12 protein-coding genes and 1 pseudogene are annotated in these 13,862 nt (G+C 56.3%); 10 read left to right on the forward strand and 3 right to left on the reverse strand.

Translation table 11 applies throughout. From position 1 onward, the window contains the following. Positions 1–3: 3 nt before the first annotated feature. From HQN78_RS17970 to HQN78_RS18010, 9 genes are all read left to right on the forward strand, one after another. A complete protein-coding gene (locus tag HQN78_RS17970) occupies positions 4–456 on the forward strand; it encodes a phage tail sheath C-terminal domain-containing protein (RefSeq protein WP_235085364.1) in 453 nt (150 codons plus the stop codon). Next, entirely contained in the window at positions 453–923 is a 471-nt protein-coding gene (locus HQN78_RS17975; RefSeq protein WP_227106118.1) for a phage tail protein, read from the forward strand. The genes HQN78_RS17970 and HQN78_RS17975 overlap by 4 nt, the downstream gene beginning before the upstream one ends. Further along, positions 920–1,093, forward strand: a complete 174-nt coding sequence (locus HQN78_RS17980; RefSeq protein WP_227106117.1) for a DUF5908 family protein — start codon at positions 920–922, stop codon at positions 1,091–1,093. Before HQN78_RS17975 ends, HQN78_RS17980 begins: the two co-directional genes overlap by 4 nt. After that, positions 1,090–1,818, forward strand: coding sequence for a hypothetical protein (locus tag HQN78_RS17985; RefSeq protein WP_227106115.1), 729 nt, complete (start codon positions 1,090–1,092; stop codon positions 1,816–1,818). Before HQN78_RS17980 ends, HQN78_RS17985 begins: the two co-directional genes overlap by 4 nt. Then, positions 1,815–3,455, forward strand: a complete 1,641-nt coding sequence (locus HQN78_RS17990; RefSeq protein WP_235085366.1) for a phage baseplate assembly protein V — start codon at positions 1,815–1,817, stop codon at positions 3,453–3,455. The genes HQN78_RS17985 and HQN78_RS17990 overlap by 4 nt, the downstream gene beginning before the upstream one ends. A 124-nt stretch (positions 3,456–3,579) precedes the next feature. Then, positions 3,580–3,999 carry a GPW/gp25 family protein gene (locus tag HQN78_RS17995; protein WP_227106111.1) on the forward strand — a complete coding sequence of 140 codons (420 nt, stop codon included), beginning with the start codon at positions 3,580–3,582 and terminating at the stop codon, positions 3,997–3,999. Further along, positions 3,996–4,415 carry a hypothetical protein gene (locus HQN78_RS18000; protein ID WP_235085368.1) on the forward strand — a complete coding sequence of 140 codons (420 nt, stop codon included), beginning with the start codon at positions 3,996–3,998 and terminating at the stop codon, positions 4,413–4,415. The genes HQN78_RS17995 and HQN78_RS18000 overlap by 4 nt, the downstream gene beginning before the upstream one ends. A 25-nt stretch (positions 4,416–4,440) precedes the next feature. After that, the gene (locus HQN78_RS18005) at positions 4,441–7,161 is read left to right on the forward strand and encodes a hypothetical protein (protein ID WP_235085370.1); all 2,721 of its coding nucleotides are present in this window, start codon (positions 4,441–4,443) and stop codon (positions 7,159–7,161) included. A 248-nt stretch (positions 7,162–7,409) separates the two neighbouring features. Further along, entirely contained in the window at positions 7,410–10,250 is a 2,841-nt protein-coding gene (locus tag HQN78_RS18010) for a hypothetical protein (RefSeq protein ID WP_235085372.1), read from the forward strand. Between the two features lie 1,766 nt (positions 10,251–12,016). Here HQN78_RS18010 and HQN78_RS18015 read toward each other — a convergent pair. Further along, a pseudogene (locus tag HQN78_RS18015) lies at positions 12,017–12,796 on the reverse strand (IS3 family transposase). Between the two features lie 84 nt (positions 12,797–12,880). Further along, positions 12,881–13,174 carry a transposase gene (locus HQN78_RS18020; RefSeq protein WP_227106099.1) on the reverse strand — a complete coding sequence of 98 codons (294 nt, stop codon included), beginning with the start codon at positions 13,172–13,174 and terminating at the stop codon, positions 12,881–12,883. A gap of 128 nt (positions 13,175–13,302) precedes the next feature. Here HQN78_RS18020 and HQN78_RS25590 point away from each other — a divergent pair, with 128 nt between their 5' ends. Then, complete coding sequence (locus HQN78_RS25590; RefSeq protein WP_255701169.1) at positions 13,303–13,431, forward strand: hypothetical protein; 129 nt, start codon at positions 13,303–13,305, stop codon at positions 13,429–13,431. 67 nt (positions 13,432–13,498) lie between these two features. Here HQN78_RS25590 and HQN78_RS18025 read toward each other — a convergent pair whose 3' ends face one another. Next, positions 13,499–13,687, reverse strand: a complete 189-nt coding sequence (locus tag HQN78_RS18025; RefSeq protein WP_227106097.1) for a hypothetical protein — start codon at positions 13,685–13,687, stop codon at positions 13,499–13,501. Positions 13,688–13,862 lie beyond the last annotated feature (175 nt).

Raw genomic sequence — 13,862 nt, forward strand, 5'->3', positions numbered from 1 at the left:
TCAATGCGCAATCCGGCCATGCCATTCAACTGGATTCGCTCCTTCCCTGGCCGTGGCGTGCGGGTTTGGGGTTGCCAAACCCTGACCACAAACCCTAACTCAGCATTCCGCTACGTGCAGGTGCGGCGGCTACTCGGTTATGTCGAATCTCGGCTTTACACCATGGCTCACTTTTGCATATTCGAGCCAAATAACGAAATCACTTGGCTCAAAATAAAAAGCCTGTTCCGCTCCTGGCTGCGCTCCTTATGGCTGAAGGGTGCCTTGTTCGGCACCAGCGAGGACGAGGCCTTTCGACTATACGTGGGCCTGGCAGAAAGTATGACAACGGACGATCTGCTAGCAGGCCAATTAATCGTCCGCGTGGAGTTGTCAGCGTTATACCCTGCTGAGTACATCAATTTGAGCCTACGGTTCATGATGATGGAAACACAAATGAGCAAGGAACTAATATGAGCACGCTGGAAAAACTGTTCGAACCGGAAGTTTCCCACCGTTTCCTGGCCACTTTTTTCTTCAAGAACGTGCCCAGCCCTTTGGATATTCGCTTTCAACGTGTCTCTGGCCTAGGCAAAGGAGAACTAGGTGTGAGCGCACAGTATCAGGGCGGCATCAATGCAACGGATCACTACCTGCCAGAACGCGTCAGCCACCCGCCGCTTACGTTGGAACGGGGCGTGGTCGTACCCACTCCGCTGTCCTTGGCATTTGACTACGTTTTGAGTGGCTTTGACACCGCCTATGTCGATGCGGTGATCATGCTGCTAAACCATCAATCGCTCCCCGTCTGCACCTGGACTGTCACCGATGCCCTGCCAGTGAAATGGCAAACCGGCGATCTGGATGCTAACAGCAACACCCCGCTAATCAACCATATTGAACTGGTTTACCGCGACATCCAGTGGCTAGGAGCCAAAGCATGATCGAAATTCATGAGCTGATTATTCAAGTTCGGGTGGATGACACCATACCCGTGGGAGTGGCGTCCAAGCCTCAATGGATGGATCATCAGGCCGAGCAAAGCGCCCTGATCGAACTGATAACTGAACAAGTACTAGCACGTCTTCGCGAAAAACAGGAGGACTGGGCATGAAAGGCTTGCTGGAATTGGGTCTATCCAAACTAAAAATCCAAGCTTATCAAGAGCTCAAGGATGGCAAACCTAATGGTTCGCCATTAGGCGAGATGCAGGTGATGTACAACCCCGAATCGCTGAATTTGAGCTATGGCATTGAATACGACGCCGACAACTATCTCAACGGCTCCATCAGCATCAACCACTTCAAACAAGCACGGCCAGGCGCTTTAACGCTGGAGTTGCTGTTCGACTCCAGTTTGCCAGGTAGCCAACAATCAGTGGAAATGCAATTAACTGCGATTCAGGCCTTATGTTGCGAAACGCGATCCGGCTCTCGGGAGACACCCTATCTCAAAATAGAATGGGGCAAGATGCACTGGCACGGACAGGATTTTTTCCTAGGTCGCGCCGCCTCATTGGAGATTCGCTATACCCGTTTTGATCGCAAAGCCGAGCCACAGCGCGCCACAGCCACGCTAACCCTGAACGCGGTCAGCAGTCCTTTTTCACAAACAAAAGAGATTTTCGACCGAATCAAAAAGCAAGCCAGCCTTTCGTTGCCTGACCAATACTGGTTGCCGATGGCGGCAGCCACGCTGGCCACCATTGCCGGCATGGCGGAAGCTTACAGTTATCTGGACGTGGCCATCGCTAACGATCTTGACAGTCTGGACGCTGCCAGACCAGGAGATACCTTGGTACCCCCAACTGAAATGGCAAACGAAGAGGGAACCGCATGATGACACCGCGCATTGAGCAATCGCTCCCACCAGAGATCAGCATCCAGTTTGGCATGCCCCCACAATCGCTCACCACGCTGCTGCCCATTCGGCTGAATACCCGGCTTGCAGCCAACCAAATCCCGAATGCCACTTTGGTGTTGAAACAGCCGGGTGGAGATAGAAAGGAAGTCGAAAAATTTTCGGCGGATGCCCAACGCTGCCTGCCTGGCACAACGGTGAGAATAGAACTTAAGGACAACAATAAGAGTACAGTTTTGTTTACCGGCATCGTAGCCGAACAACATAACCACTGGACGCTGGACGGCAACGAACTGACTCTGCGCCTTTGCCACCTTTTGCAGGGAGCCCTGTCTAGCCATGGTAGTCAGGTTTTCTCCAACATGACAGATGAGGAAGCACTGCGACAGTTGTTGCGCCTTTATAAAGTCGACCTTGGTCCTTCCCGTGGAATGATGTCCATACGACATCCACAATTGGTCCAATATGAATGCTCTGACTGGCAATTCATCAAAGCGCGACTGCATGCCAATGGCGTCTGGCTGTGGCCCGATGTCAGTGGTGGCGTTTCCATCGCACCACCTGCACTCTCCTCGGCCAAACACATGTTGGCGCAAGATGCCAAAGTATTGACAGGTGAATCTAGCCACACACCCCTAATAGAAATAGCGGATTGGATTTTCAGCAGTCGTGAATTGACAAGCGAAGTCCACACCATTACCTGGAACACTAAAAACCAAAAAGCGGAAACACGTCAATCTCAACCCAAGCAGCTAGGCAGTAATGCGCTTGATCCCAAAATGCTAGTCCAGCTGGGGCCTAAGAGCCAAACATTCCATGCTGCGAGAAACCTGCAAGATGAGGAGCTGGACGCTTGGGCCAATAGCCGCTTACTGTCCATGCAGGCCGCCAGTGTACGCGGCACTTTTACCGTAATCGGCAGCTCCGCCTACCAATTAGGTGAAACATTGGAGCTTAAAGGCTTTGGCAAGACACTTGATGGTCAGGGAGTCATCAGTGGCATTGAACATCACATGACGCCTGGACGCTGGCGCACCGATGTGACGCTGGGACAAGACACAATCAACGTGTCATTGGTTCCTGCCACGCCGGGCCTGCAAATCGGCGTAGTCTCCCACTACCAATCAGACCCCGACAATCTGGACCGTTTGCAAGTCGAAGTGCCAATATTTGGCAATGCAAAGCTATGGGCACGTTTTGCCAAGCCCTTTGCCAGCAAGGATAGCGGCGCATGCTTTTACCCCGAACCCGGCGATGAAGTCGTGCTGGGTTTTTTTGAGGCCGACCCCCGATTCCCAGTGATACTGGGCGCCATGCACAACCCAAAGCAACCCTCGCCCATCGACCCCGTGAAGCACCTTCAACAGCGTGGACTGATTCTAAAGCAAGGCGATAAACAACAACAGTTGTTGTTCGATGGAGAAGCGCAAACGGTTCAGTTGCAAGCTGCGGATAAAGAACACCTGATGCTTGGAGCAAAAACCGGCTTCGCGGCACAGAGCCAGCAAGACGTACAAATCAAAGGCAAGAACTTGACACTGCAAGCCGACACCGCTCTGGAAGCCCGCGGTCAGCAAGTCAAAGTAAAAGGCAACAAGGTGGACGTGGGAGCATGAAGCCGTTGGAGAACGCGATCCAGCTGCAGAGCGCGGCGAGAGCACAAGCGGCACAGCAAGCTGCCCATTTCAGAGAACAGGGAAAACCGAGAACGTTCATGCACTCACAAACGAGAGTACCATTATGACTACCAATACCACGGGACGTCTTGGTCGAGGCTGGGCCTTTCCTCCAAGCTTTACTCTGGCAAATGGCCCCAACATGGTCGAAGACCAGCTTGACATTCGTCAAAGCCTGCAAATTCTGTTCAGCACTCTGCCAGGTGAACGCATTATGCGCCCTGACTATGGCTGCGACCTGAATGCCTATATATTTGAAAATATCAGCGAGGACCTGCTGGCTGACATTCGCCGTACCATCCGAGACAACATACAACGTCACGAACAGCGGGTGGAGCCGCTCGACATCATCATCAAGCAAAACAAACTCCAACCTACCCAACTGGACATTACGCTCCATTACCGCATTCGCGGTACAGACGATAGTGGGCGGGTCCGCGGCGAATTAAAAATCGTCGCCTCAGAAGGAGGGCTCCTCCTATGATGGACATCGTCATTGTCGATGGCACCGCCCTAGTGTTTGAACCCATGTTCGGCAACCGCATCGTCACCCCTTGCGGCCCAGCGCAACTCCGCGGCAGCGGCCATCCCACGATACAGGGACGCAAAGTCTGCGTGGCCGGGGATGAGAAACAGGTGCAGGTCAACGCCATCTACACCACGGCCACTCACACCATTCCCGGCAACGGCGTCATCACCATCAGCCTCACCGCCAACCAACAGGCGACACACGTAAAAAGCGGCGCATCCTGGGTGCTCAAGGGCCAACAATTCATCGCCCAATTCCGGCCCACCACCCCGGCGCAACAGCCCGGCACGCCGCCGGTACCAGACGTGACCACGCCCAGTCTGGGCAAAGGCCAATTCATGCCCACCCAGTCGGTGGTGCGGGGCAGCTAAAACCCTAAAACGGAAGCACAACACCATGTCTAGCCAGAACCCTATTCCCCATGTAGAGGCCTTCGCGCTGGACCCGCGCGGCATTGAGGAAACACTGCGCGACATCAAAGACTACACGGCCCTGATTCCCTTTGATGAAACTGCCCAAGGGGATGGCGACAATAACTGGGGCCGCATCTTCTTCCCCGGCGGCGACACGGACATCACCCACCTTGCCGAGCGCTACCGCGCACCAGATCTGAGCGACGGCGAACTGCCGCCGCATCAGGCGTTTCTGCTCGCCTTTCTGCGGCAACTGGAAACCGCTAAAACCCTGCTTAACAGCCTGCCGGCACGACATCGCCAATTGTATTACCGCGACCTGCTGGGCTTGGCGCCAAGAGGCGCCCAGGCGGATCAAGTCGTCGCCTCCTTCAACCTCATGCCGGGCGCAAACGAGCAACTGCTGCTCGCCGGCGTCGCGCTCAACGGGGGGCAGGACAGCCTAGGACAAGCCTTGCGCTACCTGTTGGACGCACCGTTGCAAATCAACTCCGGACGACTGAGCGACGTGTACTGGACGCGCCCGTCGAAAAACGGCACCTGGTGCCATGTCGTGCAATCCGGCGAAGAACCGCCATTTCCCACCGACGGCGTACGCCTGTTCTCGCCACAGCCGCAAGACTACCCAGCAGCGAATGGCCGCGTGATCGCCGCTGATATCCTTGCCTTATCTAGCGGCCAGCGCACACTCAGCATCACCTTTGCCAGCGCCCCCAACTGTACATTGCAAGCCGCAGTCAGCACGAAGCAAGGCTGGCTGGCGCTGCCGCCCGTCACCGTGAGCAGTAGCGCCACAACCGTGGCATTCACCGTGGCCGCCGATCAACCCGCCCTCAGCCCGCCGCAGGGTTTGGATGGATTCATCGACACCACGCCGCTACTCAAACTCAGCCGCAATGACGGCCTGACAGTACCGGTCGTCAATCAGATTGAGGTCACTGTCACCCTCCCCGCCGATGTCGCCTTTCGCACGCAAGACGGCGTCGCGCAGCCGGATCAACCCTGCCTGCCTTTCGGCGCCGAGGTGCCACAAGGCTCGGCGGTACGGCTGATGGCGCCGGACTGGTGCCGAAAATCCCAAGCCATCCAAGTCACGCTGACGCCGGAATGGCAAGGCTTGCCGGAAGGGCAGAGCTTTGCGCAGTGGTATGCCGGCTATACCAATGCGCCTGTCAACGACGACACATTCAAAGTGACGGCGGCCGCGCTGAGCGCAAACGGTTGGAAGACGCTCGACGCCGGGCAGCCCTTATTCGCGAGCAATGCCAATGCCGCCACCGCGCCCGCTGGCCGGCCGCTCACATTCACCTTCACCCAACTGCTCTGCGACGTCGTCGACAGCGCCGACCCCGATGACTGGGCCAGTCGCCTGCGGCTGACCCTGGAGCCGACCACCTTCTTACATCAGCAATACTGGCAACTCGTCAATGCAGGGGCAACCGGCTTGACCCCCCCCTACACCCCGCAATGGGCCGGACTGGACATTGCCTACACTAGCACCCAGCTTATCGAAGTTAACGCACAATACCGGCTCACCCCATTCGGCCACCAAGCAGCCGGCGCAGAGGAAGACGAACCCGCACAGCCGCAACTCTATCTGGGCCTCAGCGACATACTGCCCGGCCAGCAGCTGTCCTTGTACTGGAAACTGTGCAGCCCGCAAGCGCTGGATGTGGACTGGCAATACCTGAACCAAAACAACCAATGGATTGCGCTCAACGCCGACGTGCTGGACGGCACCGACGGCCTGTTCGCCTCCGGCCTATGGTCCGCCACCTTGCCCAACGACGCCGGCGACCAGTCCGCCCATATGCCGGCCGGCCGTTACTGGCTGCGCGGCGTAATGACCCCCACTCAGCCCCAGAAGTCGGATCTAGGCGCAACCACCTCTGACTACCCGCAGCTGCAAGGCCTGCTGGCCAATGCCATGACCGCCACCCTGGCCGACCCGGATACCATGGCGGCTGATCATTTCGCCCAGCCTCTGCTGGCCGGCCGCGTGTCGAAAACCATGAATGCGGTGCTCGGCCTGGCCGGCGTCACCCAGCCCTGGCCTTCGCAACACGGCCGCCCGCTGGAAGCCCTAGACGACTTCAACCGCCGCATCGCCCAGCGGCTGTCCCACCGCGGCCGCGCGCTGCGCCAACACGATCTGCAAATGCTGCTGCGGGATCTGTTTCCAGAAGTGGGCTCCGTCATTTTGCCGGAGGGTCCCGGCACACCTGGCAAGCAATTGCTCACCGTTATCCCGGCGCCGGACTGGCGCGACAACGACGACCCCAAGCGTCCGGCATTCAACCCGGCCCGGCTGGATCGCATGCGCCAGGCTATGCAGCGCCTGACCTCGCCTTGGGCGGAAATCGATATTCTCAATCCTGTCTACATCGGCGTCCTAGTGACATATGCAGTTACCTTTGTCGAAGGTATTAGCCCGGCTTTCGGCAATCGCCAAGTGGATGAGGCGTTAGTGCACCAATATATCCCTTGGGCTGGGAATAAAAACTATACAGTCATCTCAGACAATATGCTGGACTACTACGAAATATTATCTTTTATACAGAGGCAGCCATTGGTAGAAACTGTGCACACACTGTTTTTGAATGGAGAAACCGAGTCTATCACGGCTGCACGGGGTGTCGTGTTGATTCTAGAGCCAGGACATGAAACACTTAAAATTCAGTTGGCAAACCCAGCCAGATTTTAATTAGATGGGACGTATTTGATTGGGGAAAACATGAACCATCACACATGTAATATCGACACCACTTTAGGACCTTTGACCACAATAACCTGCTCCTGCCAAAGTTACGGCAACAGTCTGGTGGCCAAGGCAAAAGTCAGCAACACCCACGACAATCCGATCATTGCCGACAGGTATAACAACCAGATCCGCAAGATCAACGATTTCTAACGCACGCCCCACACCCGGCAACCTTTTGAAGAAAGCCGCCCATGACCCAACGCACTGTGGTCGACCCCGTCGTCCTCCAGGCCATCCACTTCGACACCCTGTGGCAGCAGGCACAAGACACCCTGAAGCAACAGTCCGGCCAGGTGTGGACCGACACTGACGAACACGATCCCGGCGTCACCCTGCTGCAGGCACTGAGCTATGGCATGTCCGACCTGGCCTACCGCCACATCCTGCCGTTGCGCGACATACTGACACCCGCGCCTGACCTCCAAAACGGGGATGGCTTGTTTCCCCATTCGTTCAGCCCAAATGAGGTGCTAACCGTATCGCCCATCACCGAGGAGGACTACCGCCGAGCGCTATTAGATCTCGTGGGCAAGGTCAACGGCGTCACGCGCTTTTTATTCCGCAATGCCCTGCTGCTTCCGGAAACCATCGATCAAAGATACACGTATTACTACGATCCAAAACTGCGCGAGTATCATTTCACCAGCGACGAAGACGAGGGCAAACAGAAGTTCACCGTACAAGGCTTTTACCGCTTGCAGGTAGAGTTGAACCGTGACGTGCCCCAAGCAATAGCCGAGCCTATCCTGCAGGAATTTTTACAGAACCACCATAATGTGTGCGAAGGCGTGCGCGGAATCGTCTGGCTAGCGGCACAACCCGTCAATGTGGAAATCACGCTGGAGTTGGAAGACGATTTCCAGAACTACGCCATCCTGATGGCCCAGCTGTATCTATGCGTGGAGAGCTACATCAGCCCGCAGGCACAGCGCGCGACGGCCGCGGAGCTACGCGCCGCGGGCTGGACCAATGATGAAATTTACCAAGGCCCCAATCTGGCGCATGGCTGGATTAGCACGCTGCCGCCCGTAGAGGATCATAATACGGCGCACACCCTGAACCTTAACCCCCTGGCTTCGCCGCTCCAGATGCTGACCGGCGTCAAAAGCCTGCAGGCCTTGCGATTTGACAACGGGACTTGGGAAGTCAGTATCCCCGCCCAAAAGTACCCGCAGCTTTGGGGCCGCACGCCGCTTCAGGTCTTGGCGGCAGGGCAGCGAGTGAAACTGATGAAGCGCGGTCAGAAGGTGACCATAAGTGAAGAGGAAATCAAGCAAGCCCTCCCCTCCACCCCCGTGCTCAACGAAGCCTGGGTATCCCTTGAGTACGGCCGCCACCGCACCCCAGAGCGTTACTACCCAGCCAGCGCAAAAATCCCGCCATGTTATCAACTGCAAGACGACTTGGCGTTGCACACCACACGGCATCTTCACCAGTATCTCTTGCCATTCGAACAATGGCTGGCTAACGGTTGCGACCAACTGCGTCTGCTACCGAGGTTGCTATCGTTTAACCAACAGCTCGACACCACGGTCTGGGGCAATCAATGGCCCTTCGTCAATGACACCGTGGCCTATGCCGTGCATCAGGCATATCAGCCGGCACTGTTGGCTAAAACCACCATGCAAAGCCAAAACGAAGAGCAGAAATTAGCGCTGCTCAACTACCTGCTGGGCTATTTTGGCCAGCAGCGCGCCGACCGCACCTTGCTCAACGCGCCGGACTACTTATCATCACAATGCTCGCTGATTCGTCTGAACAGCCAGTTGAATTACCAGGCCGGTCAGTTCTCCGCCAACGCCATGTCCGGCATACAGCGCCGCATTGCCGCGCGCTTGGGTTTTGACGAAGGCGTATTTAATGAGCCGCCGGATTGGACTCACTTGCCTTTCTACTTGATGGAGCACGCTGCACTCTTGACCCCGCCGCCAGGAACGGCAAATCTCTCGTGGCAAAAAATCACCCATCTCCAGACAGAAGACGAGTCCTTGGTCCTCACCTCGGTCACTCCTGTGAACAGCGTCTTCCAAGGACAATTGCTGGAACTGCAATACACTTCCGACTCCAACCCAACGCCAATCATCCTAAACGCCTGCGTGGTATTGAAAGTGGATAGCGGCACCAAGACCATCGCCCTAGAGATCAACCCAGCGCTACGCTCCTTCCTAAAGGAACTCCTAGCCGCCCCAAGCGCAGTGCAATGGCGCACCAGCCGCCTCTGGATGCAAGACACCACCTTTCCCCTGATCTATCCACCCGCTAACGTGCAATCACCCCAGCTGTCCCCTCAGCCAGGGCAGAAAATCATCACGGCGGACAACTTTCCGTCCAGCTTGGCGGTAGACGACAAACTCGTGCTCTATCGCCATTTTTCACCGGAGGGCAACTTACAACATGCCCCCTTAGCCGATGGTGATTGCGTTGCGATCGTGCGTGGCATCGATACGCTACGCCGGCAGTTACTCATTGAGGCAGACGCAAACACCTTGCCGGAAGACCAGCATCAGAATCGTTACCGTTGGTATTTCGATCGAGATCGCGAGTCCGCCCTGCCAGACCGTTTTTCTTTCATCGTAAGCGCAATATTCAACGAAGACTTGCTACTGGGCCCGCAGAGCCATGTCACAGAGCCTCAAGTCACCGCAGCCTGGGTTGAGCAGATTGTACACGAAGAGCTGCCATGTCATGTCGGCGCCGAAATGCATTGGTTGGAAAGCCGCTATTTCAACAACTTTGCGCATACCTACGCCAAGTGGATAACAAACGACGGACTCTTAGGAGTGTCATCGTTCCATCTATTGGACTACCTCGCCCTGGGTACCCTGCCTTCCGGCCTTGAGGGTATTGGCAACATGCGCATCGCCACCGACGCCCAATTCAAAGAGGTATTCGCGGGAGCCGCGCCAGGAGAGTGGAACGCAGAAGTCATTCATGACAATGCATTATTTTATGTTCCCGCCGAGCCATCTAGCACCTCAATCATACTAGACTCAGTTGGAGAGGCCGCCGCGCCAGGGCCGATTCAACACTAGTCCAGCTACATATTTATCACCGCCAACTCACAGACCGGAGAAAGAATATGAAAAAGAAAAATCAAAACCAAGGCCCCTTGGAAGGCACCGCAGACTCGATAACACCCAGGATCAATGTGAGCTCAAATGAGCTCAAGGCCAAATTCGCGGCACGGTCGATTCCGCTGGAGGGCGATTTTGCAAATCTGATCGATATGGCGGACGCGGGCTGCCGAGCGTTGGGACAGGGGAAGGGCCAGACCGGGCCCGGTGCGGGCTTACAGCTGGATACCATCAGTGGGCTGTTGTCGGCGAAGACGGATACAGCGGCAGGCCTATCAGTGAGCACGAGCGGGGTCGGCATTAACACAGCCGTCTCCAAGGGATTAGCGGTAAGCTCAGCCGGACTAACTGTCCAACTAGATGGCACGGCCTCGGGGCTCGCATTAAACTCGGGAGGTCTGGCGATTAAAGCGAACACAGCGGCAGGCCTAGCAGTGAGCACGAGCGGGGTCGGCATTAACACAGCCGCCTCCAAGGGATTAGCGGTAAGCTCAGCCGGACTAACTGTCCAACTAGATGGCACGGCCTCGGGACTCGCATTGAACTCGGGAGGCCTGGCGATTAAAGCGAACACAGCGGCAGGCCTAGCAATGAGCACGAACGGGGTCGGCATTAACACAGCCGTCTCCAAGGGATTAGCGGTAAGCTCAGCCGGACTAACTGTCCAACTAGATGGCACGGCCTCGGGGCTCGCATTAAACTCGGGAGGTCTGGCGATTAAAGCGAACACAGCGGCAGGCCTAGCAGTGAGCACGAGCGGGGTCGGCATTAACACAGCCGCCTCCAAGGGATTAGCGGTAAGCTCAGCCGGACTAACTGTCCAACTAGATGGCACGGCCTCGGGACTCGCATTGAACTCGGGAGGCCTGGCGATTAAAGCGAACACAGCGGCAGGCCTAGCAGTGAGTACGAACGGGGTCGGCATTAGCACAATCCCCTCCAAGGGATTAGCAGTAAGCTCAGCCGGACTAACTGTCCAACTAGATGGCACAGCCTCGGGGCTCGCATTGAACTGGGGAGGCTTGGCGGTGAAGGTTCCCCCTACCTCAGAGCTGAAGCTTGGGCCTGAGGGGATAGAGCTGGATGCGAGGGTGGCCTTAGCCCGAGGAATGGGAGCGTCACATGTGGCCTGGGGACACGGGGCGACGGCGTTCTATGGTAATAACAACAGCGTGTATTGGATGCAGTTCGTAGGGGCCCCAATATCCCAGCTCGCCCCGCAATCGGGGACGTTTGGTCCGACGATTATTATCCACGGGGACAGCACCGGAAATTGGTTTTCACGTGTGATGTCAGTGACAGGCCATGAGAGCGATTGGATTGACTTCATAGGCAAATTGATTTGCCATGTCCTAGCGAACCCCAACGCCAGCTATTGGGGTTGGAAGCCGGTCTGGAACGCGGTATAGCCGCATGCGCGAGCAAATTTAGGCGAGGAGACGCGAATGCAATGCCTCCATTTTCGAAGATATGCTCCAATACGTTCATTCGACGCCCTTTACTCATAAAGCCGGGCAATCCGCATCGCGCCGCCGTAAAGCCTCCGCAGAGATGAGTCCGGGGCGAAGCTGAGCCCCAAAAGCAGACGCCGCGCCTGACGCAAACGATAATTCCATATCCGAATACTGGCGCAGTGTCAAACCGGAAAAACGGTATTGACCTGCGCCGCAACGCGGCGCAGCTGACAGCGGCACTGGTCTGTCCCGAGCTCGGTGGACGGTTGGTTAAGCTCTGAGCAGCGCCTGGCGCTGCTCAAATTCTATCGGGCTCAGATAGCCTAGCGTTGAGTGGCGGCGCTGGTGGTTGTAGAACCGAATGTAGTCAAATATATCCCACCGGGCTTCGTCGTAGCTCCGATAACGAGTCAGGTAAACCCGCTCCGCTTTCAGTGAACGAAAGAAGCTCTCCATTGCCGCATTGTCCCAGCAGTTTCCTGCACGGGAATGGCTCGGCAAAATGCCGTGCCGTTTGAGCAGGACCTGATAGTCGTACGCGCAATACTGACTACCCCGATCGGAATGCAGCAGTACTTCCCCTTTCGGCTGACGTCGAGCTACGGCCATCGTTAAGGCAGCATGGACCAGCTCTTACTGCATACGGTGATGCATCGCCCAACCCACCACTGCACGCGAGTGCAAATCCAGCACGATGGCCAGGTATAGCCATCCTTGCTCGGTCCGAATGTAGGTCATATCCGACACCCAGCGTTGATTCATCCCGGGGGCCGCAAACTGGCGCTCCAGTCGGTTCGGTGCCACCGGCAGCACATGTTTGCTACCAAGAACAGGCCGCCAGCGTTTACGTGAGCGCACCTGCAAGCCACTTTCCCGCATCAGACGAGCGATCCGATGCCGTCCGCAGTTCATCCCCTGTGCGAGCAGTTCGGCATGAATCCGCCGATGCCCATAAATGCCGCTCACCTCGGCAAACACCAAACGGATTTCCCGTAACAAGCGACGATTGGCCATCTCTCGCGCTGAAGCGCGGACGCTGCCGCCATGCATAGTAGCCACTGCGAGAGACACGCAACAGCCGGCACATCAGCGCCACCGGATACCGTTCGGCTAGCGCTTCAATGACCTGAAACCTTACTTCGTGGGGTGCGAGAAGATGGCGAGCGCCTTTTTTAACACGTCGCGCTCCATGGTGACGCGTGCGAGTTCGTCGCGTAGCCGTTTGAGTTCAGCGGCTTCTCCGAGCTGTTTACCGTTGCCAGGGAAGGCCTGTTCGCCGGCCGTTAGATACTGGCGCTTCCATTTGCCCAGTAATGCCTCAGTGATGTCGAGCGCCTGGGCCACGTGACGTAGCGAGCTGCCGGCCAGCACTTGCTCGACGGCTTCGCGTTTGAAAGATTCGGGAAAGCTTCTACGGGTTTGGGTCATGAACACTCCTTGGTGGAGATTATCCACCTTAAGTTAGTGTCCACTGAGCCCGGGACAGACCATTCGGCATCCCCATTGTGCCAGACTGGCGAGTCGGTCCTCCAACACGAGGGCAGCAGCAGGATGGCATGCTTAAGCTTCTGCAGTGGTTGTGGGGCTGGACCCATTTAACAAACCAAACCATCGGAAAGTTTCCATTCGATGATTTGTGGCGGGATCTTGAAGCTGATATTGAAGCTGAAAGTGGTTTTTGGTGAGTTTATTGCTGCCAGATAAAAGATATCGAGCCCACTTGCTCCAGAATCATCTCTGAGCGATTACGACTCATCTTTTTCCTTCAGCCAAGCGTCTTCGTAGCTCTGCGCGCTTTTTGGCGAAATAAATTTCAGCCTCCTCATGTGGGACACCAGGAGCAGGGTCATCTATGGCCGCTTGGACTGCTTGGCGTACATAAGCGTCATAGGCCTCGGAGGAGGAGGTCTCCACGGGAGCTGTTGGTTTGGGCTTTTGCATGGTTTGTATCCTTGCTGGCAGGGGTACGACTTTGGTCTTGGTTAGACCGAGAGCCTTCAGAACATCAAGTAGAGATGTCTGTTTGATCCGCGTGGCACCGAGGGTGTTGTCCTCAGTAATTCCAACGGGCAGCCCATCTTCGCAGATAGTGGTTGTTTGTCTACTTGCAAGCCAG

Origin of the sequence: Chromobacterium sp. Beijing, from assembly GCF_021496765.1 — a bacterium.
Taxonomy (GTDB): Bacteria; Pseudomonadota; Gammaproteobacteria; order Burkholderiales; family Chromobacteriaceae; genus Chromobacterium.

What these genes read in the sequence shown, in the direction of transcription:
- HQN78_RS17970 (WP_235085364.1), top strand. Translation starts at nt 4, where the DNA reads ATGCGCAATCCGGCCATGCCATTCAACTGGATTCGCTCCTTCCCTGGC.
- HQN78_RS18005 (WP_235085370.1), top strand. Translation starts at nt 4,441, where the DNA reads ATGTCTAGCCAGAACCCTATTCCCCATGTAGAGGCCTTCGCGCTGGAC.
- HQN78_RS18025 (WP_227106097.1), bottom strand. Translation starts at nt 13,687, where the DNA reads ATGCAAAAGCCCAAACCAACAGCTCCCGTGGAGACCTCCTCCTCCGAG.
- HQN78_RS18000 (WP_235085368.1), top strand. Translation starts at nt 3,996, where the DNA reads ATGATGGACATCGTCATTGTCGATGGCACCGCCCTAGTGTTTGAACCC.
- HQN78_RS17985 (WP_227106115.1), top strand. Translation starts at nt 1,090, where the DNA reads ATGAAAGGCTTGCTGGAATTGGGTCTATCCAAACTAAAAATCCAAGCT.
- HQN78_RS18010 (WP_235085372.1), top strand. Translation starts at nt 7,410, where the DNA reads ATGACCCAACGCACTGTGGTCGACCCCGTCGTCCTCCAGGCCATCCAC.
- HQN78_RS17995 (WP_227106111.1), top strand. Translation starts at nt 3,580, where the DNA reads ATGACTACCAATACCACGGGACGTCTTGGTCGAGGCTGGGCCTTTCCT.
- HQN78_RS17975 (WP_227106118.1), top strand. Translation starts at nt 453, where the DNA reads ATGAGCACGCTGGAAAAACTGTTCGAACCGGAAGTTTCCCACCGTTTC.
- HQN78_RS25590 (WP_255701169.1), top strand. Translation starts at nt 13,303, where the DNA reads ATGCTTAAGCTTCTGCAGTGGTTGTGGGGCTGGACCCATTTAACAAAC.
- HQN78_RS17990 (WP_235085366.1), top strand. Translation starts at nt 1,815, where the DNA reads ATGATGACACCGCGCATTGAGCAATCGCTCCCACCAGAGATCAGCATC.
- HQN78_RS18020 (WP_227106099.1), bottom strand. Translation starts at nt 13,174, where the DNA reads ATGACCCAAACCCGTAGAAGCTTTCCCGAATCTTTCAAACGCGAAGCC.
- HQN78_RS17980 (WP_227106117.1), top strand. Translation starts at nt 920, where the DNA reads ATGATCGAAATTCATGAGCTGATTATTCAAGTTCGGGTGGATGACACC.